This window comes from Pseudodesulfovibrio mercurii (assembly GCF_000189295.2).
Taxonomy (GTDB): Bacteria; Desulfobacterota; Desulfovibrionia; order Desulfovibrionales; family Desulfovibrionaceae; genus Pseudodesulfovibrio; species Pseudodesulfovibrio mercurii.
Genome location: NC_016803.1, coordinates 2,568,934 through 2,595,396 on the forward strand (window position 1 = coordinate 2,568,934; position 26,463 = coordinate 2,595,396).

The window sequence follows — 26,463 nt, forward strand, 5'->3', positions numbered from 1 at the left end:
GTTCCTACCAGACCGCGTCGGCCAGGGTGCCGTGCATCTCGTAGGGGAAGACCTCCCGGCCCACGGTCATGTCGCCCTTGAGGTCGAAGCGCGTGCGGAAGAGGTTGTCCGGGTCGAGAACCGCCGTGCCCGCGGACTTGTAGTTCAGGGGCAAGCGCATGGAGAAGTCGCGCACCGCCATGTTTTCATTGGTGATCTCGGCGGTGAAGGCGAGGTCCTCGATGACCTTGTTGCCGGGCAGGACCAGCTGGGCCGAGCGCACGTCCACCCAGCCGTTTCTGGGCAGGCGCGCCCCGGCGGGCAGGAACAGGCTGCCCGAGGCCCGGACCACGCCCTTCAGGTCGCTGTCGCCGAGGAGATAGGTCAGGTCCAGGTCGCCCTCGAAGTCGAAGACGCCGTTGGAGAAGACCTCCAGGCTGCACTGGGGCCCGCCCGTGTCCAGGCGGACCGTGGCCAGGGGCGAGAGGCCCATGCTCACGTAGGCGTGGTGGAAATGGAGCCGGCCAGGGGTCTGGGCCACGGAGATGGTGAAGTCGCGCAGCCGGAAGCCGAAGGGGCCGTCGCGGTCGATGCCGCTCCAGGCCAGGCCCACGGCGGGCAGGCCCGCGTCCAGGCGGGTCAGGGCCGAAGCCCAGATCTTGGCCCACGGCGTGAACAGGACCACGCCCAGGGCCACGCCGAGGGTCATCAGCACCAGCCGGGCCAGGATGCGGCCGGGCAGGGACGAGGGTCTGGAGCGGGGCACGGCCACGGCCTACCTCGCCAGCACGAGGTGCACGTCCGCCAGGCGGGGCTCCTCGGGGTTGCGGGTCAGGATGAACTCCGGGGCCTGGAGGCTCGCCCGGTCGCGCACGTCCTGGAGGAAGTCCGTGAGCATGATCAGGGTCAGCCCGCCCAGGGTGACCTGGACGCCGTCCTGGTTTTCGGCCACGCGCGTGGGGCGCAGGGACCGGACGTACTCGTTCAGGGAGCGGTCGTCCAGGATGCGCCGGACCGCGTCCTCGGGCGGGACCCGGACCAGGTCCCCCTGGGCGGCCCGCAGGGTGGTGATGTCCCGGACCAGGGGCACCACCAGGCCGTACTGCTCCTTGCCCGCCTCGATGCGCTGGGCCAGGGTGCCGGTGAACAGGTACGCGCCCACGAAGACCGCGAAGAGCAGCCCGGCCGCGCCGAACAGGACGTACTTGAACAGCCGCTCCTGGGAGGCGGGCGGCCAGCAGGTCCAGGGATAGGTGCAGTGCTTCCGGGCCATGCTATTTTGGCTCCACGCTCAGGCTGAAGGACACGCCGCCGCCCAGCTCGTCGATCTTGTAGACGGAAAACAGGTAGCGGTCGTCGTCCGACAGCTTCTCCATGTAGTGCATGAACCCGGCCTCGTCGCCGCTGAAATAGCCGCGCACCCGGCCTCGGGTCCCGGTCAGGCTGACCCCGTCCACGCGCAGCTTTTCCCCGGCGGGCCGACTCAGGGCCGCGAGCACGCCCAGCGGGGCCAGGCCGATGCGTTTGGCCGCCAGCAGCTTGCCGTGCTCGAACTGCAACCGGCCGAAGGGCGAACCGCCGATGTCCGGGCCCAGCACCGAGCGGTAGAGGGCGTCGGTCTCCGCCTGGATGGCCACAACCTGCCGGTAATTCAGGTAATAGCGGACCCCCTGGCCGGCCAGGAACAGGCCGCCGATGAGCAGCAGCCAGAACAGGTTCCGCAGGAACCGCCTGGAGGCCTTGCCGGACCGGAACTCGGGCGGACCGCCTGCTGCGGGCCGGGCCGTTCCGGCCGGGGTCGATGGGGTGGGTGTCGTCGTCATACCTGACCCGAATGATTACGCCAAAGCGGCAAGCCGGGCAAGACGGCCGGTACACCGGCTGCCGGATCGCCCGGACAATCCGTGTGGAGGAGCCGTACAATCGTCCACGGGCGGTCCGGCCCGTGCCCGCCGAAGACGTCGGCCGGAGGCCCGGCTACAGGCTGGCGGCGGCCTTTTCCACGGATTCCCGGAAGCCTTCGCGCGCGGCCCGGATCTTCGCGGCCAGGGCGTCGTCGCGCAGGGCCAGGATCTGGGCGGCCAGCCAGGCCGCGTTCTTGGCCCCGACCTTGTCCAGCGCCAGGGTGGCCACCGGGAAGCCCGGAGGCATCTGCACCGTGGCCAGCAGGGCGTCCATGCCGCCCAGCGGCGACGCTGTCAGGGGCACGCCCAGGACCGGCTTGGTGGTCCGGGCGGCCACGGCCCCGGCCAGGTGCGCGGCCAGACCGGCCGCGCAGATGAAGACCTGCGCCCCGTCCGCCTCGTACTCGTCCACCAGCCGGGCAGTGCGCTCCGGCGTGCGGTGGGCCGAAGTGACCGTGAACACGTGGTCCACGCCCAACTCCTTGAGCAGGTCCGAACACGGACGCATCTTCTCCTCGTCCGACAGGGACCCCATGAAAATCACAACCTGCGGCATTGTTCGCTCCTTGAATGCCTCCGGCGGCCGGGGGAAGGGGGAAGGGAAACCCTTTGAAAAGGGCTTTCCCATCCCCCATCCCCCGGACCCCCATCCCCCATCCTTTCGTAAACTTTGTATGTCGCTTCGCGAAGGGGGGCCGGAAGGCCTTGTGTTGACTCGTAAAATTTGTGGGGCTCGCACCCCTGCGCCGCCTGGCCGGACATCCGCTCTTCGTCTCCCTTCCCGGCGGCGCAGCCCCAAAAAGTTTTGAAGGGAGAGCGCGAGAGGGAAACTTTTTCAAAAGTTTCCCTCTCGCATTTTCAAACTATTTGGCGCGCTTCAACCCCTTGTCGGCGATGTCGCGGCGGTAGTAGCTGTGGTCGAAGTGGATCTTGGCCACGGCCTCGTAGGCCCTTTTCTGGGCGGCGGCCAGATCGTCGCCCAGGGCGGTGACGCAGAGCACGCGGCCGCCGGTGGTCAGGATTTTGCCGTCCTCCAGTTTGGTGCCCGCCTGGAAGACCTTGACCCCTTCCATGGCGTCGGCCTGGTCGATGCCGGTGATCTCCATGCCCTTGGGGTAGGGGCCGGGGTAGCCCTCGGCGGCCATGACCACGCCGCAGGCGGTCTGCTGGGAGGAGGTCACCTCGACCTGGTCGAGCTTGCCGTCGATGCAGGCGAACATGATTTCGAGCAGGTCGGTTTCGAGGCGCATGAGCAGGGGCTGGCATTCGGGGTCGCCGAAGCGGACGTTGTATTCGAGCACGCTGGGGCCGTTTTCGGTGTACATGAGCCCGGCGTAGAGCACGCCCTTGAACGGCTCGCCCTTGGCGGCCAGGTGGCGCAGGATGGGCTTGATGCACAGCTCGGCGGTCTCGGCGTACTTGTCCTTGGGCAGGATCGGGGCCGGGGAATAGGCGCCCATGCCGCCGGTGTTGGGGCCGGTGTCGCCCTCATGGGCGGCCTTGTGGTCCTGGCTGGACGGGAGCATGGCGTAGTGGACGCCGTCGCAGAAGCACAGGAACGAGGCCTCCTCGCCCTTGAGGGCCTCCTCGATGACCACGCGGTCCCCGGCCGAGCCGAAGGCCTTCTTGACCATCATGTGCTCCACGGCCTCCAGGGCCTCCTCCTCGGTGGCGGCCACGACCACGCCCTTGCCGGCGGCCAGGCCGTCTGCCTTGACCACCAGGGGCGCGCCCCGTTCCTTGATGAAGGTCACGGCGTCCTCGTATTCCTCGAACACGCGGAAGGGCGCGGTGGGCACGCCCGCCTCGGCCATGACGTTCTTGGAAAAGGCCTTGGAGCCTTCGAGGTTGGCGGCGAACGCGTTGGGGCCGAAGCAGGGGATGCCCTCCTGGCGCAGCGCGTTTTCCAGGCCGAGCACCAGCGGCAGCTCGGGTCCGGCCACCACCAGGTCCACTTCCTCGTCCCTGGCCAATTTGACCAGGCCCGGGATGTCGTCGTCCTTGACCGGAATATTCGTTCCCACCTGGGCGGTGCCGCCGTTGCCCGGCGCGCACAGGATGGTCTCCACCTTCGGATTCTGGGCGAGCTTCCAGCACAGGGCGTGCTCCCGGCCTCCGGAACCGACAACAAGTATCTTCATTGTTCCCCTCCAATCTGTTTTCGGGATGTACACGGTGTAAGGAAATTCACGCCTTTTTTCAAGGTCTATGGGCTCGAGGTCCCGCGACGGGGAGCCGCGCCCCTTCCGGCTTTGCGCCGACCCGCCTCCGGCGGCGAAACAATTTTCGAACCCCGGTTGACGAAAAGTGCAACTCGTCGTAATGGCTAAAGTAATCCCGTGCTCGCGGGACCGCCTTCGTGGTGTCGGCGGAACGGGCGGGCCGGGCGTCGGAAATGGCGCGGGGTGGAGCAGTCTGGCAGCTCGTCGGGCTCATAACCCGAAGGTCGGAGGTTCAAATCCTTCCCCCGCTACCAGGATCATTTTTGTTGGAGCCTCAGAGTCATGAAAAGTATTTATGTCGGCAACATCCCCTTTGGTGCAACCGAGAACGACGTGCGCAACCTGTTCGGCGAGTACGGCGACGTCTCCTCCGTGAAACTCATCCAGGACCATGAGACCGGCCGTTTTCGCGGCTTCGGCTTCGTGGAGATGGAGGACGCGGACGCGGCTTCGGCCATAGAGGCCCTGGACGGCCACGAGATGTCCGGGCGGCCCCTGAAGGTCAACGAAGCCAAACCGCGCGCCCCCCGTCCCAGGTATTGATCCGGCCCGGGCGACCCTTCCCGCTCCCGGACGGCCCGGCCGCCCGGCGTCTTGGGGTGCGCCCGGTCACATGGCTTCGCGCCGCTTGACCAGGATCTCCTCGGTGCCCTTGTAGGCCGCGTAGTACATCTGGACGTGGGCCACGTAGCCCGTGGTCTCCCGGCCGATCATGTCGAACGCGGCCCATTCGCAGTTGCCGAACCAGCGCTTGGGGTCGAGGCCCATCTCGGCGGCCCGCTTGCGCACCTGCATGATCCGGGCGGGACCCGCGTTGTAGGCGGCCAGGGCGAAGTCCATCCTGGCCGACGGGGCCACGTCCAGAAAATAGTTGTCCACCAGGAAGCGCAGGTATTTGACCCCGGCGTGGATATTGTTCTCCAGGGTGTAGACATCCTTGATGCCCACCTGGGGCCCGGCCGCCGTGGACGGCTTGATCTGCATGACCCCCACCGCGCCGGCCGCGCTCTTGCGGTTCATGTCGAAGCGCGACTCCTGGTAGGCCAGGGCCGCGATCTTGAGCCAGTCGAAGTCGTACATCTCGGCGTACTTCTGGAAGAGCTTGGCCATGCTCCGAAGCTTGCCGATCTCCACCTGGGTGGTCGGGTCGGTGACGAAGTCGTCGTTCTCGTAGTAGCGCTTGAAGAGCATGTTCCCGAGCAAGGTGCCCTGGCGCACGGTGGCCGCGAACTCGGACAGGCTCCGGCGCAGTTCGGGGCAGTTCTTGCGCACGGCCCAGGCCAGCCTGCCGTCCCGGTGGATGGCCGCGTCGGGGTAGAGACGCAGCTTGGGGTAGACCTTTTGCCACAGGTCGGCCAGAAAGTTGTCGGCCACGGTGTAGGGGATCATGCCCCGGGCGGCCATTTCCAGGAGGTCCTCGGTGGCCAGGTACGGGTCCGCGTCCGTGACGCGCGCGGGCGCGCGCTTCCTTTTCTTGAGGCCCGCGTTCAGGTCGGCCAGATGCTCGGCGTAGCTCGACCCCGCCAGCACGGTGAGCCTGCGGCCGGACAGGGCGTCGGCGTCGGCCACGGCCGCGCTCCTGGGGCCGCCGACCACGATCTCGTTGACCCCGGTGCGGTAGGGCGTGGCGAAGTCCGCCACCCGGCTGCGTTCCTCTGTCACGGTCAGGGCCGCGGCCGCGATGTCGCCACGGCCGTCCAGGAGGGCCGGGAACAGCTCCTTCATGGGCACGGGCACGAAGACCAGCCGGACCAGCTCCTTCTTGTAGGTCTTGGCCAGGTGCTCCTCGTAGGCGCGCATCATGTCCGCCTCAAGACCGCGCATGGCCCCTTCCTTCATGAAGAAATTGGTCCGGTTGTAGACCACCAGCACGCGGATGGGCCGGTGGTTCTCGATGATCTGGGGCAGGTCGCCCTTCCAGGTCTGGCGCACCCGGTCCGGTCCGGCGCCGCGCGCCGGACAGATGGACACGATCACGGCCAGGCAGGCCAGGAGACAGGTTCGGAATAACCGGTTCATGGCGTCGCTCCGTGCTTGATGATGACCAGGGTGACGTCGTCCGCGAGCCCGGCCTTGCCGGTGAAGTCGCGGACCGCCTCGAAGACCGCGTCCAGGATCGCCTGGGCCCGGTCGCGGGCCCGCCTGCGCAGGACCGCCTTGAAGCGCGCCTTGCCGAACATCTCGCCACGGGCGTTGCGTGCCTCCCATATGCCGTCCGTGCCGATGGCGATGAGCTGGCCGGGCAGCAGCTCGCCCGATTCCTCGCGGTAGCGGGTTTCGCGCAGGACCCCCAGGGGCAGCCCGGCCTCGGCCCCCAGTTCGGTGAAGGCGTCGTGGACCGGGCAGTAGATGAGCGCCGGGTCGTGGCCCGCCCGGACCCACTGGGCCTTGGCCCCGGCCGCGTCCAGGCGCAGGAAGAAGAGGGTCATGAACCGGCCCGAGCCGTACAGGTCCTCGGCCAGGTGGCGGTTCATCTCGGTGACGATCTGGTCGGGGCTGCCGGGCTGGCCCGCGCGCATGCGCAGGAATCCCCGGGCCGTGGTCATGAGCAGGGCCGCGTCCACGCCGTGGCCCGAGATGTCGCCCACGGCCACGGACAGCACCGGGCGGTCCGGGTCCGGCTCCTCGAAGTAGTCGAAATAGTCGCCGCCCGTCAGCTCGCTGGGCACGGACCGTCCGGCCACGTCCAGGCCGGGGATGCGCGGGGCGGTGCGCGGCAGGAGGCTCTTCTGGACCTCGGCGGCCAGGTTCAGGGCCTTTTTCTGCTCGGTCAGGTCGGCCACGAAGGCCACGTGTCCCAGGAACCCGCCGTCCGCGTCGAGCAGGGTGTTGGCGTTGACCAGGACCGGCACGGCATGGCCGTCGCGGTGGACCATGGCCCCTTCGAAGCGCTGCTGGACCCCGTCCCTCGGGTGTTCGGAGTTGGACTCCAGGAACCGCTGGTAGGCCAGGGTGGCGAAGTCGTGGGGCCGTTTGCCGACCAGCTCCTCGCGGTCGAAGCCGAGCATGCGGCAATAGGCGTCGTTGACCTCGCGCAGGACCAGGTCCCGGTCCATGAGCAGGTACCCCTCGGCCGCGCCCTCGATGGTCCGGCGGAACTTGAACTCGCTGGCCTCAAGGGCCTCCTGGGCCCGTTTGTTGGCGGTCACGTCCACCAGCACGCCCTGGTTGTAGATGCGCCGTCCGTCGGCGTCGCGGACCACCGAGGTCTTGTCCGAGACCCAGCGGGTCTCGCCGTCCGCCGTGACGATGCGGTATTCCTGGGCGTACTCCTCCACGTTCCGGGCCCGGCACTCCTCGATCTCGTCGCCCATGCGCGTCTTGTCCGCCGGGTGGACGATCTCCTCGAACGTCCGGCCGCCGGACAGGAAGTCCGTTGCGGAGTAGCCCCACTGGCGGATGTTTTCGGAGATGTAGACCAGAGTGTTGGGGGGATCGGCCAGCCGCCGGAAGACCACGGCCGGGGAATTCTCGACGATGACGTTGACCAGGCCCACGGTCTCGCGGGCCTCGCGCAACTGCTCGATCTCCACCTCCATGGCCGACCCGCAGGCCGCCTCGTCCGCGCGGTTCTCGCGGCAGTGCTTCAGCTGCGCGCGCAACCGTCCGATCTCGTCGATCAGTTCCTGCGGCGACTTGGCGGATGGTTCGGCCATGGGACTCCTGGGCAAGGGATCGCGTTTCCGGCAAAGGCCGGAGCCATGCAGTTTTTCTACCTTTTCGGCCGAATTATGGCAACCGTGCAGATTGGGTGTTGACAAAGGTCGATTGTTCAGTAATGATTCCTATTACCAACTCAAGCAAACGGGAGCATTTCGATGAAAGATACGGTGTTGAAAGCGATGCGCGAAGCGGGCGGGCCGGTGCGGCCCGGCGACCTGGCCAAGGTCCTCGGCGTGGACGGCAAGGAAGTCTCGAAGGCCATCAAGATTCTCAAGGAAGAAGGGAGCGTGGTCTCGCCCAAGCGGTGCTACTACGAACCCGCCTAGATTACCGAAAGTCACACATACCTTACCTCCTCCTAGTGAAGTCCCCGGTCTCCGCCCCCGAGACCGGGGCTTCATGTTTGCGGGGCAGGGGAGCGACACAAAAAAAGGCCCTCCCGCAGTGCGCGGGAGGGCCTTTCAATGCATATATCCGCCGGTCAGATGCCGGACATCCTCCTGGCCAGCTCGACGCCGTCCGCCGGGGTGGGGTCCGGGGGCAGGGGCATGAGCACGCCGTAGCCCTCGGCCTCCTCGTGGAACTCCTCCTCGGCCATGGCGGTGATCACGGCGGTCAGGGTCATGGCCGAGACCATCATGATCTCGCGCACCAGGTCGAGGGGCTTGTGGTCGGGCAGTCCCTCGTCGACGACCACCAGTGCCGGGGCCTTGGCGGCCACCCATTCCAGGGTCACGGCCCCGGAGGGGGCCACGGCCACGTCCTGTCCGGTGGCGTCGGCCAGGGCCTTGGTGAACCCGGCCAGGGCTTCCGGGCGGGCGGTTGCCAGCACGATGGACATATTAGTGCCCGCCGCCGCAGGTCTGGTCCACGGTGAAGACCGGCAGGGAGTCGCGCAGGAAGGCCTCCACGGCCACGCTCACGGTGGGCGCGCCCTGGCCGTGATAGACCTGGATGCCGACCTGGTTGAAGCCCATGAGCGGGCGCATGCCCATGCCGCCGGAGATGAGGGCCTTGACCTTGTTGTCGGCCAGGTAGTTCACCGGGGCCATGCAGCCGCCCTGCACGTGCGGGCAGCTCGGGACCACTGAGACCTCTTTCACGGCCCCGTCCTCCACGTCCACCAGGGTGTACATGGCGCAGTGCCCGAAGTGGGCGTCAATGGAGGCATCCATGCCGCCGGGGGCGGCGGAGGGGATGGCAATACGTGTATTCATCGTCAAAAACTCCTTGTAAAGCGGTTAATTGCATGTATCCAGAAGGGCCAGGACCCCGGCCCAGGATGCGTTGATGATGCGCGAGAGTTCCGCGTTGTCCGTCTCGGTCACGACCTTGCGTTCGAGCATGGCGTCGACCACGGCCCGGTCGTGGGGGAAGCGCCCGACCAGGGTGTAGCCCCGGCCCGTGCTCCACCGCTCGATTTCCTCGGTCATGGCCGGGTTGATGTCCCACTTGTTGACCAGCACGGCCACCTTGGTGCGGAACCGCTCGCAGAGCTCGGCCACGCGCTTGAGGTCGTGCAGGCCCGACGGGGTGGGCTCGGTGACGATCACGGCCACGTCGGTCCCGGCCATGGAGCTGATCACCGGGCAGCCGATGCCGGGCGTGCCGTCGCACAGGACCAGGTCCAGGCCCTGTTCCTCGGCCATGGCCCGGCCCTTCTGCTTGAGCAGGGTGACCAGGCGGCCGGAGTTCTCCTCGCCGGGGAAGAGCTGGGCGTGGACCATGGGCCCGAACCGGGTGTCGGACACGTACCACTGGCCGCAGTGCTTTTCCGGGAAGTCGATGGCCTTTTCCGGGCACAGGGCCACGCAGACCTTGCACCCCTCGCAGGCCAGGGAGTTCACGCGATAGACGTCGCCGTCCTCGCGCACGGCGTCGAACCTGCACAGCTCGGCGCACTGGCCGCAGCCGATGCAGCGCTCGGGGTCGATGACCGCCTCGTGCCCGGAGTAGAAGGATTCCTCGGACTGGACCTGCGGATCGAGCAGCAGGTGCAGGTCCGGGGCGTCCACGTCCAGGTCGCAGAGGATGGCCTTGTCCGCCAGGTGGGCGAAGGCCCCGCACATGGATGTCTTGCCCGCGCCGCCCTTGCCGCTGATGACCACTATTTCGCGCATGCGTCACCTCCTGCTGCCGCGGCGCGCATGTGTTCGCGCAGCCGGGTGAAGGTCTGTTCCAGACCGCTCAGGGCCCCGGCCACGATCTCGCCGCGCGAGTAGGTCTCGGCGATGTCCCGCGAATAGGGGATCTCGGCCCAGACCGGGATGAGGTTGTCCCGGCAGAAATCGCGCACCGCCGTATCGCCCAGGTCGGCCCGGTTGATGACCGCGCCCATGGGTTTCCCCAGGGGCTTGAAGGCCTCCCAGGCGAGCTTGAAATCGTGGAAGCCGAAGGGCGTGGGCTCGGTCACGAGGACGATGCAGTCCGCGTCGGTCACGGCCGCGATGGCCGGGCAACTCACGCCCGGAGGGGCGTCGATGAGGATGTCCCCCCTGGCCGAGAGTTCCGGGAAGAGGCGGCGCACCTGGCGCATGAGCGGCGGGCTCATGGCCTCGCCCACGCGCAGCCTGCCCATGACGAAGCCGTGCCGTCCGGCCGTGCCCCGGCAGATCTCGCCCAGCTCGCGGCGGCCCGGAAAGAGCGCGCCCTCCGGGCAGACGGCCAGGCAGCCGCCGCACCCGTGGCACATCTCCGGGAAGACGAGCAGGGTGTCGGCCATGACCGTGATGGCCTTGAACTGGCAGATGTCGGCGCAGGCGCGGCAGCGGGTGCACTTGGACTCGTCGGCCTCGGGGACCTCGATGTACGCCTTGCGCACGTCGGTCAGGTCGGGCTTGAGGAAGAGGTGCAGGTTCGGCTCCTCCACGTCCAGGTCCACCAGGGTCGCGGGCCCGTCCCAAAGGGCGGCCAGGGACGAAGACACCGTGGTCTTGCCCGTGCCGCCCTTGCCGCTGGCGACGGCGTAGATCACTTGTTGCCTCCGGCGGGCGCGTTGGCGGTGTCGGCCATGTCGACCTGGCCCGCCACGTACTTTTCGACCGCCTGGCGCACGGTCAGGTTGTCCACGTCCTGGCCGATGGCGATGCCCGCGGCCTGGAGGGCCGCAAAGGCCTTGGGCCCGACGTAGCCGGTCAACAGGACCGAGGCGCCCGCGTTGGCCACGTTCTCGGCGGCCTGGATGCCCGCGCCCTGGGCCATGGCCTGGGAGCCGCCGTTGTCCACGTACTGGACCACGGTCATGGTTTCCGGGTCCACGATGGCGAAGCCCGCCGCCCGGCCGAAGCGCGGGTCCACGCGGTCATCCATGGTCGGTCCCTCGGTGGTCACTGCTATCTTGCTCATTGTCGTATCCTTGATTTGCTGTTGCGTTCCGGAGCCCTGTGCGGCTCCGCGACCCTGGCCCATGCCCTGTCCCTGGCCGCTCATGCCGCGACCCTGGCCCTGGCCCATGCCCTGGCCGCCCATGCCGCGGCCCTGTCCCATGCCTCGGCCCATGCCTCGGCCTCTGCCGCCCATGCATCGTCCGCCGCCCATTCCGCGCGGTCCGGTTCCGTCCATTCCCGGCATATTGTCGCCTCCAATGGTTTCGGACATCTCGTCCGGTAACAGTTTGGGGCACTCCCAGGCGTCCTCGGCCAGGGTGTAGTGGCCGCCGTCGATGCGGATGGCCATGCCCTCGGCCAGCGCCGTGGCCACTATGTGCCGCGCCGCGCCGAGGACCCTGCCGAACGTGGCCCGGGAAACACCCATGGCCTGCGCGCCCTCCTCCTGGGTCAGCCCCTGCGCGTCGGCCAGCCGAAGCGCCTCGAGCTCCTCCAGGGTCAGGGTTGCGTTCTGCAATTCGAGCATGGGGATGCCCTGCGGCTTGTAGTATGTCGCGCCGGGTTCCCGCTGCACGGTCCGCCTGATCTTTCGCCTTCCCATCGGTCCTCACTGGTATGAACGGTTGCGCATATGAAGATACGCTCGGAAATCCCGGAGTCAAGGGTAAAAATGAGCATATGCCCAAAAAATGGTTCCGGGGGTATTTCCCGATCCGGGAAAATCATTGACGCGCGTGACGGTTACGGGGCAATTCCATAGAATGCGAACCACCCTGTTCATCCTCGCGGGCCTTGGGGCCGTACTGCTTTCCGTATCCGCCTGGTGCATGGAGCCCGCAGAGGGGGTCACCGAGGTCATAACCGCCGGTCCCTCCTGGGAAACCTTCACCAACCGGGACGGCACCGGGCTGTATCACGAGGTCCTGGACGCGGTCTTCGCCCTGTACGGGATTGCGGTGCGGCACGAGTACGTGCCCTCGGACCGGGCCGACGAGCTGGTCCGCCTGGGCTGGGCCGACATGATGCTCTGCGACGACCGGGCCGAACCGCCCCTGCGTCTGGCCCGCCTTCCCCTATACGTCAACGACTACTACGTCTTCTTCCGCAAGGACCGCATCGGCCCGTGGCGGGGGGGCGAGAGCCTGCGCGGCCGCGAGGTGGCGGCCCAGAAGGGGTTCTACCACGACTGGGATTTCCCGGTGCCCGTGCGCATCCGCGAGATGCCCTCCGGGGTCAAGTGCCTGGAGATGGTCCTGCTCGGCCGGTCGGACTTCTACGTGGACGACATGGCCTTCATCCGGCACTCCATGCGCCAGGGCCCGTGCTTCACCCCGGCCGATTTCGACATCCGCAGGGCGGGCCGCCGCTCGTACCACCCCATGTTCAACACCGGCCCGCGCAGCGACAAGGTCATCAGGATGTACGAGGAGGGCATGCGCCGCCTGCACGGGGAGGGCAGGCTCCGGCCCATCTACGAGAAGTGGGGGCACACCTACCCCGACTTCGACGACTATTGACCGGCCCCGGGCCCGCCGCGTCCCCGGCCCGTGGACAAGCGCGGCCGCCGGGTGTATTCCCTTCTGCCATGCGCACCCACGCGGACCGGCTCCGCCACACCCTGCTCTACGAGTTCTTCGGGCTCCTGACCTGCACGCCCCTGGCGGCCTGGGCGCTGGACCGCGAGCTGTTGCGCGTGGGCATGCTGTCCGTGTCCATGTCCGCTGCGGCCATGATCTGCAACTACCTATTCAACCTGGCCTTCGACCATCTGCTGCTGCGCCTGGGCCGTCCGCTGAACGTCCGGCCGCCATGGCTGCGCGCGGTGCACGCCCTGAGCTTCGAAATCTCCCTGACCCTGGTCACGGTGCCGCTGATCAGCTGGTGGCTGGACCTCTCCCTGTGGTCCGCCCTGGTCGCGGACCTCGGGTTCACGGTCTTCTTCCTGGCCTACACCTATCTCTACAACTGGGCCTACGACGCGCTCTTCCCCATGCCCGCCGGGCCCGCAACCCAACCGGCCGGAGACTGACCATGTTCGGCGTCCACGACTTCCTGCTCTTCGTCATGTCCGGCCTGCTCCTGAACATCACTCCGGGACAGGACGTCTTCTACATCGTCAGCCGGGGCGCGTCCCACGGCTGGAAGATGGGCTCCATCGCCGCCCTGGGCGTGGGCACCGGCTGCTTCGTGCACGTCTTCGCCGCGGCCCTGGGGTTGTCCGCCATCCTGGCCACCTCGGCCATGGCCTTCACCGTGGTCAAGTTCGCGGGCGCGGCCTATCTCATCTGGGTCGGCCTGACCATGTGGCGCAGGAACGGCAACGGCCACGACCGGGAGCACGACGAATTCTTCAAGGTCAGGGCGCGCAAGATCTACGCCCAGGGGTTCTGGACCAACGCCCTCAACCCCAAGGTGGCCCTCTTCTTCATGGCCTTCCTGCCCCAGTTCGTGGCCGTGGACGCGCCCAACAAGCCGCTCGCCTTCCTCATCCTCGGCGTGGTCTTCACCCTCAACGGCACCCTGGTCAACCTGGCCTACGCCTGGTCCGCCGCCCGCGTGTCCGCCAAACTCGGCAAGGACACCTCCTTCGGCACCTGGGCCAAGCGCGCCGCCGGGACCCTGTTCATCGGCCTGGGCATCCGCCTGGCCATGTCCGACCCCGTCAGCTAGCCGCCCGTCCCCCGGACGCGCGACAAGAGCCCGCCGCCCCCCCTCTGTTCGGGAGGCGCGGCCGGATGCTTTCGGCGCGTCCGCCGCATGCCTACCGGAACGAGTCCAGGGCCTCCTGGACGTACTGATAGAACTTTCCCGCGTGCAGGCCGTCGGCCAGGGCGTGGTGGACCTGGAGGTTCACGGGCATGCGCCAGGCCCCGCCGCACTCGGTGAACCGGCCCCAGGCGATGCGCGGGAAGCTGTCGTCCGGCCCCTGCACCGGGTGGTGCATGGAGGTGAAGCTGACCCAGGGCAGGCAGGTGGTGAAGATCAGGTCCAGGCGGTCGCCGGAGCCGTCCACGAGTTCGGTCTGCCGTTTGCCGCGCTCCATGGCTTCGGAGCAGATGGCGTCGAAGTCGTTCCAGTCCGGGACGTAGTCGAACTGGCAGAAGGCGAAGCGGTCGCCCTCAATGGGCACGGTGGGCGCGGGGTGCACGGCCTCGAACTCGACCACGTCCTCCCCGAGGAGCCGCTGGCGCAGCTCGGGGATGCGGTTGGCGGCCCGCATGACCGCGAAGAGCACCGCGTTGAACACGGACACCCCGCGCGGCTTGGCCAGGGTGATCAGCGCGGTGACGTCCACGTCCGCGGTCAGGGAAAAATGGGGCGAGGGCAGGGACCGGAAATAGTCGTACAGGCTCTTGCGCGGCCAGGCGTGCAGGTCGATCTTCTTCATACCCTCCGGTCTACGGGACCCTTCCCCGGCTGTAAAGCCGGAACGCGCCGTTTCCTCAAGTCCAATCCTGTCAGCTGGTTATATACCGACCATGGCGGAAATCGCACCTTCCGCACGGTCGGCCGCCACCGCCTCCGGGCCGCCGAGCCGCGTCCAATGCCCGGCGCATTTCCTCCGTACAAAGAAATTGTCCCGATATATGCGCGGATTGGCCTGGAAAGGGCCGGTTTTGGGGGAATGGTCCGCGCCGTGTCAAGGCGGCTAGTTTTCCACATGACCCTGTTGATAAAGTGGTCCGTCCGGTTGCGCCGGACCCTGCGGCCAGGGGCGGGAACCCTTGGCGGCGCCTGGGGCAGGGGGAAAACTCACTATTTTTGCACATAACAACTCTACGGAATTATGAAATATTCGTGTATTGACAAAAAATAGCGTTCATTCTAATTATGATGGGGAGCAATTGCGGCGGCATCCCCTGGAACCTTTTTCAAGGAGCGCGGTCATGGCCGAACGGATCAACGTGCTGCCGCCCGAGTCCGGCGAGAGGGAGACCTATCGGCTGGAAGCGGGCGTTCCGGTGAAGTTCGCCTTTGACCTCTCGGAAGCCGAGTTCGCGGCCTCGGGAAACGATCTGGTCATCTCCCTGCCCTGGGGCGGGAGCGTGGTCCTTCAGGGTTACCTGGACCTGGCCGGGCAGCACGCCCTGCCGGTCTTCGAACTGCTCGACGGCCAGCTGGTGGCGGGCGGGGTCTACCTCTTCGCCTTCGGCCGGGAGTTCGAGACCGCCGCCGGGGACATGCCCGACGGGTCCGGCGCGGGCGCATACGCCGACGACCCCGGTGCGCTCGGCAACGGCCTGGACGCCATGAGCGGCCAGTCCACCCTGTTCGGCGAATCGCCCCAGCCCCAGGGCGCGCCCTCCGCGCCCCTGCCGCCCGCGGAAACCGCACCCCTGGCCGGCCAGTCCGGACAGACCATCTACCCCGAAACCGAATCCGTGCAGATCGTGCTCAACCCGAGCTTCGAGGCCTCGGGCTATACCGGCGACACCTGGACCTGGCTCGACGACGTGGACCACTGGCGCAACACCGGCGACCCGGCCGCCCCGGTCATCCCGCAGTTCCGGCGCATGATGTTCATGGCCGCGCGGTCCGCCGCCGAAACTTCGGACAACCACATGAAGACCTGGGGCCAGGACATGCCCCAGACTCCCAGCGAGGGCGAACGGCTCATGGAACTCGACGCCACGTCCGGGACCATCGACACCCTGTCCCAGGCCATCGCCACCAAGGCGGGCGAGGCCGTGACCATCGCCTTCCACTTCGCCCCGCGCGTGGACGAGTCGGTCCGCGACCTCGGCATGGATACCAACGACTTCCAGCTCACCCTCGGCGACCAGCTGGTGGCCACAGTCACCTGGGACGCCGACGCCGGGGACTGGCTCGTCACCCTGGGTGAAGGCGTGACCGCCGCCGACGGCACCACCGACGCCTTCCACTTCTCCAACCTGGGCTACACCACGGACGGCAGCACAGACTGGACCGAACTCGTCTTCACCCTGACCGCCGACCAGGACCACGCCGACCTGACCTTCTCCGAATTTTCCGCCCACAACGACGGCTACGGTACCCTCATCGACGACGTCACCGCCTACCGCGACTTCGACACCCTCATCACGGGCGGCGAATCCGATGCCGTCGACCAAGCCGAATACCTGACCGGCACCGACGGCGACGACGCCATCTTCGGCTCCGCCCACACCGTGGTCGACGGCGTGGACAACACCTACTCCTATGCCGAAGTCATCGACGGCGGCGCGGGCGACGACGCCCTGTACGGCGGACAAAACTTCCTGACCGTCATTTCCGGCGGCTCGGGCAACGACTTCATCGTGGCCGGACGACCCCTCGTCTTCGGCACGGAGGAGTCCCACGACACTTCCGAACCCGTGGGCGAAACCTTCATCCTGCCCGGCTCCGGCGACGACTACGTGCGCCTCGGCGACGGCAGCGATTCCATCATCCTCAACCGCGACGCCCTGGTGGACGGCGAAACCCTGATCGTGGAAAACTTCACCGTGGATGACGGCGAGACCCTTAACTACGACCAGCTCTTCCTCGCCGACGGCCTGTCCCTGCAAAGCGCCTCCCAACTGGACGGCGACCTCCACCTGCTCATCGGCGACGGACACGAGACCATCCAGGTCACCCTCCTCGGCGTCGAAGCCGCCGATATCAACGCCATCCTCCATACCGGCTCCGACGCCGACACCCTCAACGACCAGATCCAGGCCATCATCGACTCCGGCGGCCACCTGGCCTAGGCCGGGTGGACGAGCGGGGAAGGCCTCCGGCGGCCCTACCGGGGGTCGCCTTGATTCGCCCCGTCCTGGGGCTCACCCCTGCGGGGTCGCGCCTTTCCAGGCGCGGTCCAAATCCGCTGTCCTGCGGATTTGTCGGCGGGACCAGGGAACCCTTTGGAAAGGGTTCCCTGGACTCTCCCAAACTTTTTGGCGCCGCTTCGCGGGGTGAGGCGCGGAAGGGCGGAGATCGTTGGCGGTGGGCTTGGCCAGGGGCGGGCAGGCGGTGTCCCGAAGGGTTCGCGCCGGACGGCCACGGGCCCCGGAGGGCCGCCCGGCGCGAACCCTTCGGGACACCGCCCAACGCCGCCGGGCGGTTGGTCGGAATCCGTTAAGCCGGTTTTGCGGCGTTGGTAATAAGCGGCAAAACAGAAGCTATTTCCGCGCTATTCCCCTCCTAAAAAATAAAAAACCGCGATTTCGGGCGGGAAAAACGGCGGGTGCTGTTTCGTGAAGACGCACGTCGGCCCATCCGTTTTTCCCGTCCGAAATCGCACACCGGCACGGCGGAAGGCATCCCGCGCCAGCCTTTCGCCGCCGCACGCACTCCGAGCGCAGCGAGGCGATGGGATTCTCAAAAGTACCCACCACGTTTCTGAAAAGCTGCCCCCTGCCTTGTTTTTCAAACATGGCAGGGGGTTACTTTTTGGTGATAGATGGTGTTCTTCGAGGTCTTGCGGTGATTTCGGAATGGGAATCACACATTTCTTCACACACGTTGAATATAAATATGCTAATTATTTTAAATAATTATAGTGCTATTAAAAAATATTGTCAACTTAAGTGAGGTAAGGAGAAAATTCCAATGCTGTCGAAGAGAAGACTCGAAGTGCCACGGCCGAACGGTTACATGGTCTTGAACCATGCGTGTCTACCAATTCCACCACTTCAGCACGTTCCGTCTGTGGCCGCGGGTGGCGCGGCGCGCCGGCTTGTCATTCGGCGTCAGGTCTAAGGCTGCCCGCCGTTGTCGGCATTTAGGGAGAAGCGTCTGTGACAACTGTCCGGGAACCCGAGACCATCGCCAATGACCCCGCATGAATTGCACGGTAGATCGCGGGCCTTCCGCCTCGTGTCCGAGGTCAGGGACTTGTCGGGAGAAAGCCAGGATAAACCCGGTGCCTGTTCCCTTCGCCGTTGCGACGTGGGCATGAGGGGGCGCTACGCACAGGGCGCTCCCCGGTAAGGATGCATATCGGCCTCATCGGGGACAGCAGAGGCCGCTCTCCTGATTGTACATGAGGGATTTGCGCATGGCGAAGGTGACCGGGAGCCGCGAATTGGCCCAGCCGTTGACCAGGCGACGACCATTGTTCGGGCTGTCGGGGGTGTGGTCCGGAATGCCCTCGAATCCGTCGAGGATACTGTAGGCCCTGGTGAATCCGGCCTTGGCCAGCCTGTTCACGGCCAGGGCGCTGCGGCTCCCCGAACGGCACATGATCATGATGATGTCGCCGGTGCCGAAGCGCGCCTTGACCATCTCCTCGAATTCGGCGTTCGGCTGCATGACGTAGCTTCTGGTCTTGGGGTTGAAGATGCAGGTCATGAACATGACCGGTATGTTGACCGCCATGGGCGCATGGCCTATCAGGGCGTATTCCTCCGGGGTGCGGCAGTCGACGATGTGCACGTTGTCCTTGTCCGCCTCCCATTGGGCATAGGCCTCGGAAGGCGTCACATAGAGATCCAGCACGGTCTGCTTCTTTTCTTCGGACGGCCTTTCCGCGGCGTATCCGGGGGTGGCGGAGAGGGCCAGGCACAGGATGGCGATCGCCAGTCCGGTTCGTGAAATCAGCATGGATTTTCTCCTCGTTGGCCGGGCCTGCGTGTCGGCCCATCCGGGTTGATGGTTTATTGCTCAGCCTGCTTGATAAGCAGCTTGATGTAGTGATTGAGCCGTTTTTCCCTGACCTCGCCTATGAACCGCCATTTTTCGACACCATCGGCTCCATAGAGGATCGTCTGGGGAATCGGCTTGTTGCGATGGGAATCGACAACCTCGCTGTTGGACAGGAGGACCGGAAAGGGCAACGGATGTTCGGACAAGAACTCCCTCGCGTGGTCCCTGTCCGTGTCCAGCGAGACCCCGAGGATGCGGAGATCCTTTTCCGGGTAGCTGTCGCGCAGGGCCCCGAGCTGGGAAAGGTAGACCCGGCAATGCGGGCACCACGACGCCCAATAGACCAGCAGCAACGGCCGGCCGTCTTCCGCCTGAATCCGTTCGTTCAGGTCTCGCGCCCCGGTCACGTCCACCGGTCCGGCCTGCGCCGCCGGGCAGATGTTCAACAGCAGCGCCAGGACCGAAACGAAAAACACCATGTTTCCACGTCGCATGACACGTTCCTATTGGGGAGGAAGGGCGGTTCGATGCACGAAAACGCCCCTCGGGTTTACAGGTGAAGCGGGAAGGCGGAAGGCTGTGCCGACGGCATCGGCGGCCTAGAACGCCCCTTTGTCGGCGGCGACCACGTCGTCCCAGTCCGGCGGCAGCTCGACCTCGCGGGTTACGGGCCCCTTGGCCCCGAACCAGCCGGGGACGATGATGTTCTTCATTCCGTTGCCCCCCGCGTAGAGGATCAGCAGGTGGTCCGTCTCCGGCGCGGCAATGACCGGTTCCCCGGGGTGTTCGGCGAGCGTCCTGGTCACCCCCTGCTTCCAGAAATCATTGGCGAACCATTTTTCGTATTCCCCTTTGGGGATGGGGTTCTGTTCGCGGAGTTCCTTGCGGATTCTCTCCTTGGTATAGCCTTCGTGCGCGAGCTGATAGGCGGTGTCGCCCGGGATGACCACCAGGATGGTGGGCCACCGGGGACGCTGGTAGGCCAGTCCGGCCAGGTGGCGACCCATGAGGCGCATCACGTCCGGGCCGCTCCAGCCGTGGGCCACGGCGACGCGCCAGCCTTCCGCGCCGAGCACGGTGACGGCGTTGGCGTCGGCCGGCAGGCCCATATCCTCGTTGAACGAAGGCCATGGGTTGCCATCCGGATTCTCCACGATGACCATGCCGTGTTCCGCCGGTGAACCGAGGCAGGACATGTCCGTGATGCCGGGCCAGCTGCCGCCGATGTTGTTGATGATCAGTTGCAGGGCGCGGCCGATGGAGGCGTTTCCCCGGTTGCCGCGCCCCATGACGTTGAACCCGGTGTTCAGGCCGATCTGCCTGGCGATCGGGCCGGTGATGATGATGCAGGGAACGTCGGGGCTGGTGGTCGTGGACATGCCGCGCAGGTCGAAGTCCGGGTCCGCGATGGCCCGGACCGCCGCGATCAGGATGGGCATGTGCACCGGGCGGCAGCCCGCCATGATCGCGTTCACGGCGATTTTCTCCACCGTGGCCACGCCGTTCATGGGCGCGAGGGTGGCCACCTCATATGCTCTTTCGAGATCGGTGCCCGTGAGCATGCTCTTCAGACGTTCGAAGGTCGGGACGACGACGGGCAGCCCGTCGGTCCAGCCGCGCTTGTAGAAAAGATCGTTGATGGCGGCGCTTCCGTCACCCCGGACGCGCATCCTTTCCACGTCCGTTTCGGGGAATTCGCCCGCAAGGGGAGGATATTCGAGGCCCATGGAGTCCCTCACACGGCGAAGCGCCATGTCCACGAACGAGCCGTCATCGCGAACCCCGGCCGGGTTGCAGACCCAGACGATGTCGTCGCCGCCGAGATCCGTTACCGGGGACTGCCCGGCCAGGGATTCGGGGACGCTCCCCGCTCCGAGGCTCCACAACAGGGCCATGAGGGCGATCAGCGCGCCGCCTTGCAACCTTTTGCTGCCCATGCCGTCCCCTCCTTTTGGAAGGAGCCCGGCCCACTCGGGCCGGGCTCCTGTTTGTATCGGTTAGTCCTCAATCAGGACGGACACCGGTTGCGTCACGGTTGCGAACGGCAGCCACAGCTGGGACTGCTTGCCGGGACCGCCGGTAACCACGATGTGGAATGAATCGGGGTTCATGAAGCGCGGCATGAGCGTCTCGCCGTCGTAGTCCTTGACGAAGTCCGGCGGCATGCAGCCGAGAGGTCCGGACGTGTAGTACTTGAACGGCTTGACGGTATGCTTCTGCATGAACGCCTTCACATCGGCCTTGTTGGGGAAGTCCTTGTAGATGGTCGCCGCGTGTTCCGGGCAGAGCATCATGAAGGCGAAGGTGATCTGGTTGTAGCGCTTTCCGCTCGGCTTGCCGTATTCCGCGTAGCACGCGCCGATGCCGCTGGCCGCTCCGGACACACCGCTGGAAAGGGTGTCGAGCAGGGCGGAACCCGAGGCGCTGTTGTGATCCACGTTGGCGTTGCCGGGGTAGGCGCCGAACACCGTCACGACGTTGTCCGTGGCCTTGAAGCCCATTTCCTCGGCGTAGGTCTGCTTCCACGGCGTTTCCTTGGCGTTTTCACCGAAGACCGCCGCGACATGGTCGCTGGGCATTCCCTGCGTGCTCTTGTCGATGACCGGCGGGACGGAGCCGCCGACAAGGTCGCCGACAAGGTTGATGAAGTAGCCGAGCGCACTGTTCACGGGCATGAAACTGCCCAGTTCGCCGGTCGAATAGCCGATGCCCAGCTTGTCGAGGATCGGCCCGCTGATGATGACCACCGGCACGGTGGCGGCGGTGGTCGTGTTGCAGCCCTGCCAATCCACCCGCGGGTCGCTGAAGGCCTTGATCGTGGACAGAAGCAGAGGCATGTGCTCGGGCTTGCAGCCGGACATCACGCCCAGGGCGGCAACGAGTTCAACCGTCAGTTGGCCCATGCGCGGGGGCACGTTCCAGAGCACTTCGGAGGGGTCGTGCCTGGTGCCCTTGAGCATGGCCGCCACGGCTTCGGGAGTGGGCGGAATGATCGGCATGCCGCCGGACCACTTGCGCTTCGCGAAGATGGCGTTCAGATCCGCGTAGGTTCCGGTGATCTTCACCCGCCGCGCGGGATAGGGGGGCATTGCCTTTGTATCCTGGGCAGCCTGCGGCTTCCAGTTCAAGGCAGCGTCGATGATGGCCGGGAAGGCCTTGTCGGCTTTGGCCCGGACCTCTTCAAGGGGAATCATTCCGATGGGATGCGGCACTTCGACAAAGCACATGTCGGAGATGCCGATACTGGCCATGGTCCCTCGGGCGAGCCCGAGGAAGGAGTTGGTCGCGACGGTAACGGTGGGGATGCCAAGCTGCTCAACGTTGGACTGGTCAACTACCAGCCATGAAGTGCAGGAGCCTCAATCGCATTGGGAGGCGATCACCAGATCCGCTCCCATGTCCTTGAGCGCCTTCGCGATGCGCTTGGATTCCACCTTGTTGCCCGAGATCTTGTTCAGGGAGGGGTCAACTTCCCAGGCCTTGACGATCTTGGCCGAGGGGTACTTTTCGGCCATCAATTCCGTCAGCCGCTGCAGGAAATTGTTGCCGTTGTGCTTGCCGTTCCAGCGAAACACTATGGTCTTCCCTTCGAGGGTGTCGGGACGCGCCGCGGGCTTGATGTTCGCCTGTTTGACGACGCCGGTTGGGTTGAGGACCTCCCATTCCTGCGCCTGCTCGGCGGCTATTGCGGGGGAGGTCAGCAGGCCCAGTAGAGCCAGCAGGAAAAGGCCGATTCGTATCTTCATCATTTTCTCCTTTTGCCCAAGGCGGAGCCCCGTCACTTCACACCGGTGCTCTTATCCCGGGACAGTTTTTCGAACCACAACGGATTATGCCTTTGCACGAAATTCAGCGGCACCAGGCCGGTAAGCATGGAGCGCATGGCCGGACCCTCGCCCGGGGCGAGTGCGGCCATGTAGATGTGGACAGGGATGAAGATGGCCATCAGCCCCGCGCAGGCGAAGTGAATGAGCAGGTACCAACGCATCAACGCCTCGCTTTCCGGCCCGCCCGAGAAAAGAAGCATGAGAACGCCGGTCGCCGCCAGGCCCAGGCCGCACAACACCGCAAAGACGGCCACGATCTTCTGCCCCGCGTTGTAGAAGCCTTGGGGAGGAAGGGTCGCGTCCAGGCCGAGCCGGCCCATGAGGCGTGCGCCCAGCACCAGCGAGAGCCCCTTGCGCAGGCACCACTTCAGGTCGTCCTTCAGGTGCAACCGGGTGATCTCATACAGGAATGGGATCGCGACCGACGGGGTCCGCAGGAGCAGGAACAGCAGATAGGCCGCGATCCACAGGCAGCCGAGGGCGACGTGCAGCCGCAGCACGCCCAGGGAGCCGAGCATTCCGGTCCACAGATCCGACCACCACTGGCCGATGGGCTGCATGTCGGGATTCGCGAGCATTCCGAATCCGGTAAAGGTGAGCAGAAGCCAGCATGCGGCGTTGAACCAATGCATCAATATCGCGCTGAACGCGTGTCGGCGGATCATGCCTGCTCCCCCTTGTCCCCATGTGTGTCCTCGGCAAGGCCGGGACAGAAAAGATGTTCGACAAACACGCCCGCCACTCCGAACAAGGCCAGGCCTCCCAGCCATTTCACGCCCTTGGAGACGATGGCCATGGCAGCCAGCCCCTCGGGCATCCGGACTTCACCGGGCCAGTCGGTGGGGGTTGTGGCCCCCAGATAGGTGAGCGTGGGCCGGGTGTCCCGGCTCGACGGGACGACATGGACGTTCACGTTGGCCGCCAGCACCGCCGAGACGGGATCTTGGGGATCGTCGGCGTTCCCGAAGATGCGGCAATTCATGGGGCAGACCTGCACGCAGGCCGGAGGCTGGCCCGGCACCCCGGCGTCGCGGCAGTAGTCGCACTTGTCCGCCGTGCCCGTATGCGGATTCAGGAAACGGGCGTTGTACGGACAGGCGGCCACGCAGCCGCCGCAGCCGATACAGCGGTCATGGTCGACGACCACGCTGCCGTCCCCGGCCTTGTAGGTTGCGCCGGTGGGACAGGCCTCCACGCAGCTCGGCTTGTCGCAATGCATGCACGCTCCGGGCTGGTAGCGCAGCCCGGTGGGAGAATCCGGGGCCGGGGTCTCGCGAACCCAGTTCCGGGTCAGGGAGTAAGGCACCCCGTTCCGTTGTTGGCAGGCCACGATGCACGCCTTGCAGTTCACGCACCGGGTTGCGTCGATCGCCATGACATACCGAGCCATTTATGCCCCCTGCAGTTTGCGGATCGTGCAGCCGACGCCGTTGACCTGGGAGGAAATGCGATCCCAGTAGTTGGGCACGATCAGGTTGATGTGATCGCTCCGGTTTTGCGCGAATGGAGCGGTCCTGTTGAAATGCGACGGGGTGAACACGATGCCGGGCACGATCTCGGCGCACAGTTCCACTCTCGCCTCCAGGCTTCCGGTGGCGGTCTCGAGGGCCACCATGTCGCCGTCCTTCACCCCCATTTCCGCCGCGGTATCCGGATGGATGTTGACGAAACGTCCGTGGGAGAACCTGGACAGCGCCTCGGAATAGTTCGTCAAGGTCTGCTGCCATTGGGTCAACACCTTGCCTTGCAGCAGCACCAGCGGGTACTTGGGGTCGTTGTCACGCCCCTGGGGATTGCCGCGGGGGTAGGACCAGTTGATGCGGCCGAACACGCTGTCATCTACCGGCATCCTGCCGTCCGGGGTCAGGAGCTTGCCCTGGGTGAAGGACGTCCCCAGCCGTTCGGGATCGTTCTCGTGGTAACGCGGCCAGACCATGCCGCCCTGGGCCTTGCGCAGGCGCTCCAGGGTCAGCCCCCGCCAGGAGGGCACCAGGGAGACGAACAGACGGTACAGGTCCTCGGGCCGCTCGAACCGGGGATACCTGTCGCCGGCGATGCGCCGCCCGATGTCCCGGTAGAACTGCCAGTCGGGCACGCAGGACCCCGGCGCATCCACGACCTTTTCGCGCCAGACCACCTGCTTTTCCGCGCCGTAGTGCGACCCTTGGCTTTCCGGGGAGAACGTCGCGGGCATGAACAGATTCGCCACCTCGGCCTCTTCGGTCAGGAAGAAGCCGCGATGCACCACGAAGGGGACCTTCTGTATGGCCGCGCGGACGTTCTTGCTGTCCGGGTAGCGGCGGTAGGAGGAGTTGAGAAACAGGATGTCGAGTTGGCCCTTGCTCATGGCCCTGAACAACCGTCGGAAGTTCATCCTGGGCTTGTCGTTGGGGCCGCAGATGTGGTCGATGAATTCGTCCTCTCCGGCGGGCTTGCCCCCTTCCATGGTCAGCAGGCCCTTGCCGCTGCCGATGAGGTTGTCGCGCAGCCCCTGGAGCAGCATGACGGCCCGCAGGCTCTGGATGCCGTTGGTGTAGCGCGACAGGGAACCGCCGAGCCAGATGATGGTCCTTCGGCTCCTGCCCAGGGTGTCGGCGAATTCCTCCACCAGTTCTTTCGGTACGCCCGTGATTCCGGCGACCTTTTCCAGGGTGTACGGCTCTACGTCCTCCCGCAGCATGTCGAGATCGGAGATCAGCTGCCCGGCCCGGTCGGCGTCATAGCTGCCGGTCGCCAGAATGTGCCGGATCGCGCCCATGGCCATGGCGCCGTCGGTTCCGGGCCGGGGAGAGAGCTGGCTGGAACAGCACAGGCTGGTGCGCGTGCGCCTTGGATCGAGGTAGACGATGTTCACGCCCGCATTCCGCGCCTTGTCCAGCCAATTGCTGTAGGGCGGATACAGTTCGGCGATATTCGCGCCCCAGAGGACGAGGGTCTCGCAGTTGCATATCTCGTTGACCGTGGTGGTGGAGGTGTTCACCCCGGTCATGAGGCCGAGCATGTTGGAGGCGCTGCTGATGCACACCTCGCCCGCAGGCATCAAGTTCCTGCTGCCCATGAAGGAAAGGGTCATTTCGGCGGCCAGTTCGCTCTCCCGGCAATCCCACAGGGGCCCCGTGAGGGCGATGCGGTCCCCGGCCGTTTCGCCGTGCTCGCGTTGACAGGCCTCGACCCGCTGGACAATGAGATCAAGGGCGTCGGTATACGCAATGGGCTTCCAGGTACCGTCCGGTTGCTTCAGGAGGGGCTCGGTGATCCTCGACGGGCTGCGCACCAGCTCCACCAGGGAGAGTCCCTTGGGACACATGGTCCCATGGGTCCAGGGATTGTCCGGCTCGCCGACCAGGCTCTCGATCCGGCCATTGCGGACCAGCGCCGTATAGGTGCACCTGACCTGACAAAAAGGACAGTATCCCTTGACCTTGGTGATCTCGCCCTTGGGTCGCGCCCCACGCAGGTTCAGGGCCTGGGCGGGGGCGGCGTCCGCCGCCGCCACGCCTCCTGCCAACAGCGCGGAACTCAACCGGAGAAATCGCCGCCTAGAATAACTTTCGCTCATTACCGCCTCTCTCACTGGACGCCCTGTCGGTGTCGGTTGCCAGTATCAGCAGGTACAATCGCTGGCGATGCCTTTGATCGTCGTGTTCCAACGCAGCTTTTCCATCTGATCAGCGGGGATGTTCAGTTCCTCGAGATCGTCGTAATTCTGGAAGCCGCCCAGGTCTTCGCGGAGTTGTATGATCTTCTTGGCCAGATCCAGGTCCACCACGCCGGTGGCCGCCAACTCCTCGGCGGTGACGCTGTTCAGTTCCAGGCGCTGTTTCACTTCCTTCCGTTCGCTCTCGGCCTGAACGTCCGTGCAAACACCCAGGGTGAACGCCGGGATGAGAAGCGCCCATGTCAACGAGAGAATGGCCATCATCTTTTTCATGTCTTTTTTCCCTTCTATTCCAAGTTG

27 protein-coding genes and 2 tRNA genes are annotated in these 26,463 nt (G+C 65.8%); 7 read left to right on the top strand and 22 right to left on the bottom strand.

Going from position 1 to position 26,463, the window contains the following annotated elements; genetic code table 11:
- Positions 1-4 precede the first annotated feature (4 nt).
- From DND132_RS11660 to purD, 5 genes are all read right to left on the bottom strand, one after another.
- Complete coding sequence (locus tag DND132_RS11660; RefSeq protein WP_238528166.1) at positions 5-745, bottom strand: hypothetical protein; 741 nt, start codon at positions 743-745, stop codon at positions 5-7.
- 9 nt (positions 746-754) lie between these two features.
- Positions 755-1,252, bottom strand: coding sequence for a hypothetical protein (locus DND132_RS11665; RefSeq protein ID WP_014322952.1), 498 nt, complete (start codon positions 1,250-1,252; stop codon positions 755-757).
- Position 1,253: 1 nt separating this feature from the next.
- Complete coding sequence (locus DND132_RS11670) at positions 1,254-1,802, bottom strand: hypothetical protein (RefSeq protein WP_014322953.1); 549 nt, start codon at positions 1,800-1,802, stop codon at positions 1,254-1,256.
- 154 nt (positions 1,803-1,956) lie between these two features.
- The gene (gene purE, locus DND132_RS11675; RefSeq protein ID WP_014322954.1) at positions 1,957-2,439 is read right to left on the bottom strand and encodes a 5-(carboxyamino)imidazole ribonucleotide mutase; all 483 of its coding nucleotides are present in this window, start codon (positions 2,437-2,439) and stop codon (positions 1,957-1,959) included.
- A gap of 307 nt (positions 2,440-2,746) precedes the next feature.
- On the bottom strand, positions 2,747-4,024 hold the full coding sequence (gene purD / locus DND132_RS11680) for a phosphoribosylamine--glycine ligase (RefSeq protein WP_014322955.1): 1,278 nt from the start codon (positions 4,022-4,024) through the stop codon (positions 2,747-2,749).
- A gap of 258 nt (positions 4,025-4,282) precedes the next feature.
- Here purD and DND132_RS11685 point away from each other — a divergent pair.
- Positions 4,283-4,359, top strand: a tRNA-Met gene (locus tag DND132_RS11685).
- A 28-nt stretch (positions 4,360-4,387) separates the two neighbouring features.
- Positions 4,388-4,648: an RNA recognition motif domain-containing protein gene (locus tag DND132_RS11690; RefSeq protein ID WP_014322956.1), complete on the top strand. Its 261-nt coding sequence runs from the start codon at positions 4,388-4,390 to the stop codon at positions 4,646-4,648.
- A 66-nt stretch (positions 4,649-4,714) separates the two neighbouring features.
- On the opposite strand, the gene DND132_RS11695 is transcribed toward DND132_RS11690, so the two are convergent.
- Positions 4,715-6,124 (bottom strand): MltF family protein, encoded by a 1,410-nt coding sequence (locus tag DND132_RS11695; RefSeq protein ID WP_014322957.1) that lies wholly within the window; start codon positions 6,122-6,124, stop codon positions 4,715-4,717.
- Entirely contained in the window at positions 6,121-7,761 is a 1,641-nt protein-coding gene (locus DND132_RS11700; protein ID WP_014322958.1) for a PP2C family protein-serine/threonine phosphatase, read from the bottom strand. Before DND132_RS11700 ends, DND132_RS11695 begins: the two co-directional genes overlap by 4 nt.
- Positions 7,762-7,923: 162 nt before the next feature.
- On the opposite strand from DND132_RS11700, the gene DND132_RS11705 reads away from it, so the two are divergent.
- Positions 7,924-8,094, top strand: coding sequence for a helix-turn-helix domain-containing protein (locus DND132_RS11705; protein WP_014322959.1), 171 nt, complete (start codon positions 7,924-7,926; stop codon positions 8,092-8,094).
- 155 nt (positions 8,095-8,249) lie between these two features.
- On the opposite strand, the gene DND132_RS11710 is transcribed toward DND132_RS11705, so the two are convergent.
- From DND132_RS11710 to DND132_RS18780, 5 genes are read right to left on the bottom strand one after another with little or no spacing between them, the layout of a single operon-like run.
- Positions 8,250-8,609, bottom strand: coding sequence for an ANTAR domain-containing protein (locus DND132_RS11710; protein WP_014322960.1), 360 nt, complete (start codon positions 8,607-8,609; stop codon positions 8,250-8,252).
- 1 nt (position 8,610) lies between these two features.
- Positions 8,611-8,985, bottom strand: coding sequence for a NifB/NifX family molybdenum-iron cluster-binding protein (locus DND132_RS11715; protein ID WP_014322961.1), 375 nt, complete (start codon positions 8,983-8,985; stop codon positions 8,611-8,613).
- Positions 8,986-9,009: 24 nt separating this feature from the next.
- A complete protein-coding gene (locus DND132_RS11720) occupies positions 9,010-9,888 on the bottom strand; it encodes an ATP-binding protein (RefSeq protein WP_014322962.1) in 879 nt (292 codons plus the stop codon).
- Entirely contained in the window at positions 9,876-10,742 is an 867-nt protein-coding gene (locus DND132_RS11725) for an ATP-binding protein (protein ID WP_014322963.1), read from the bottom strand. The genes DND132_RS11720 and DND132_RS11725 overlap by 13 nt, the downstream gene beginning before the upstream one ends.
- The gene (locus tag DND132_RS18780) at positions 10,739-11,695 is read right to left on the bottom strand and encodes a DUF134 domain-containing protein (RefSeq protein WP_014322964.1); all 957 of its coding nucleotides are present in this window, start codon (positions 11,693-11,695) and stop codon (positions 10,739-10,741) included. The genes DND132_RS11725 and DND132_RS18780 overlap by 4 nt, the downstream gene beginning before the upstream one ends.
- Before the next feature lie 160 nt (positions 11,696-11,855).
- Here DND132_RS18780 and DND132_RS11740 point away from each other — a divergent pair, with 160 nt between their 5' ends.
- The 3 genes from DND132_RS11740 (at position 11,856) to DND132_RS11750 (ending at position 13,764) form a co-directional block, all read left to right on the top strand.
- Positions 11,856-12,611: a substrate-binding periplasmic protein gene (locus DND132_RS11740; RefSeq protein WP_014322965.1), complete on the top strand. Its 756-nt coding sequence runs from the start codon at positions 11,856-11,858 to the stop codon at positions 12,609-12,611.
- A gap of 68 nt (positions 12,612-12,679) precedes the next feature.
- Positions 12,680-13,123: a PACE efflux transporter gene (locus tag DND132_RS11745; RefSeq protein ID WP_014322966.1), complete on the top strand. Its 444-nt coding sequence runs from the start codon at positions 12,680-12,682 to the stop codon at positions 13,121-13,123.
- A gap of 2 nt (positions 13,124-13,125) precedes the next feature.
- Entirely contained in the window at positions 13,126-13,764 is a 639-nt protein-coding gene (locus DND132_RS11750) for a LysE family translocator (RefSeq protein WP_014322967.1), read from the top strand.
- 91 nt (positions 13,765-13,855) lie between these two features.
- Here the strand turns inward: DND132_RS11750 and DND132_RS11755 are convergent, their stop codons facing one another.
- The gene (locus DND132_RS11755) at positions 13,856-14,482 is read right to left on the bottom strand and encodes a chloramphenicol acetyltransferase (RefSeq protein WP_014322968.1); all 627 of its coding nucleotides are present in this window, start codon (positions 14,480-14,482) and stop codon (positions 13,856-13,858) included.
- Between the two features lie 499 nt (positions 14,483-14,981).
- Between DND132_RS11755 and DND132_RS11760 the strand changes: the two genes are divergently transcribed.
- Positions 14,982-16,802, top strand: a complete 1,821-nt coding sequence (locus tag DND132_RS11760) for a hypothetical protein (protein ID WP_014322969.1) — start codon at positions 14,982-14,984, stop codon at positions 16,800-16,802.
- Between the two features lie 845 nt (positions 16,803-17,647).
- On the opposite strand, the gene DND132_RS11765 is transcribed toward DND132_RS11760, so the two are convergent.
- The 9 genes from DND132_RS11765 to DND132_RS11810 all read right to left on the bottom strand — a co-directional run bounded on the left by DND132_RS11765 (position 17,648) and on the right by DND132_RS11810 (position 26,436).
- Positions 17,648-17,731: transfer RNA gene (locus DND132_RS11765), tRNA-Leu, on the bottom strand.
- A 308-nt stretch (positions 17,732-18,039) separates the two neighbouring features.
- Positions 18,040-18,636, bottom strand: coding sequence for a rhodanese-like domain-containing protein (locus DND132_RS11770; protein ID WP_014322970.1), 597 nt, complete (start codon positions 18,634-18,636; stop codon positions 18,040-18,042).
- 53 nt (positions 18,637-18,689) lie between these two features.
- Positions 18,690-19,172 (bottom strand): TlpA disulfide reductase family protein, encoded by a 483-nt coding sequence (locus DND132_RS11775; protein WP_014322971.1) that lies wholly within the window; start codon positions 19,170-19,172, stop codon positions 18,690-18,692.
- Between the two features lie 105 nt (positions 19,173-19,277).
- The gene (locus tag DND132_RS17720) at positions 19,278-20,615 is read right to left on the bottom strand and encodes a hypothetical protein (protein WP_014322972.1); all 1,338 of its coding nucleotides are present in this window, start codon (positions 20,613-20,615) and stop codon (positions 19,278-19,280) included.
- A 60-nt stretch (positions 20,616-20,675) separates the two neighbouring features.
- The gene (locus DND132_RS11785; protein WP_273701402.1) at positions 20,676-22,424 is read right to left on the bottom strand and encodes a UGSC family (seleno)protein; all 1,749 of its coding nucleotides are present in this window, start codon (positions 22,422-22,424) and stop codon (positions 20,676-20,678) included.
- A gap of 32 nt (positions 22,425-22,456) precedes the next feature.
- Entirely contained in the window at positions 22,457-23,170 is a 714-nt protein-coding gene (locus DND132_RS11795; protein ID WP_014322975.1) for a formate dehydrogenase subunit gamma, read from the bottom strand.
- Positions 23,167-23,895 (bottom strand): 4Fe-4S dicluster domain-containing protein, encoded by a 729-nt coding sequence (locus DND132_RS11800; RefSeq protein WP_014322976.1) that lies wholly within the window; start codon positions 23,893-23,895, stop codon positions 23,167-23,169. Before DND132_RS11800 ends, DND132_RS11795 begins: the two co-directional genes overlap by 4 nt.
- Complete coding sequence (locus tag DND132_RS11805; RefSeq protein WP_238528167.1) at positions 23,896-26,001, bottom strand: molybdopterin-containing oxidoreductase family protein; 2,106 nt, start codon at positions 25,999-26,001, stop codon at positions 23,896-23,898.
- A 108-nt stretch (positions 26,002-26,109) separates the two neighbouring features.
- Entirely contained in the window at positions 26,110-26,436 is a 327-nt protein-coding gene (locus tag DND132_RS11810; protein WP_014322978.1) for a ComEA family DNA-binding protein, read from the bottom strand.
- Positions 26,437-26,463 lie beyond the last annotated feature (27 nt).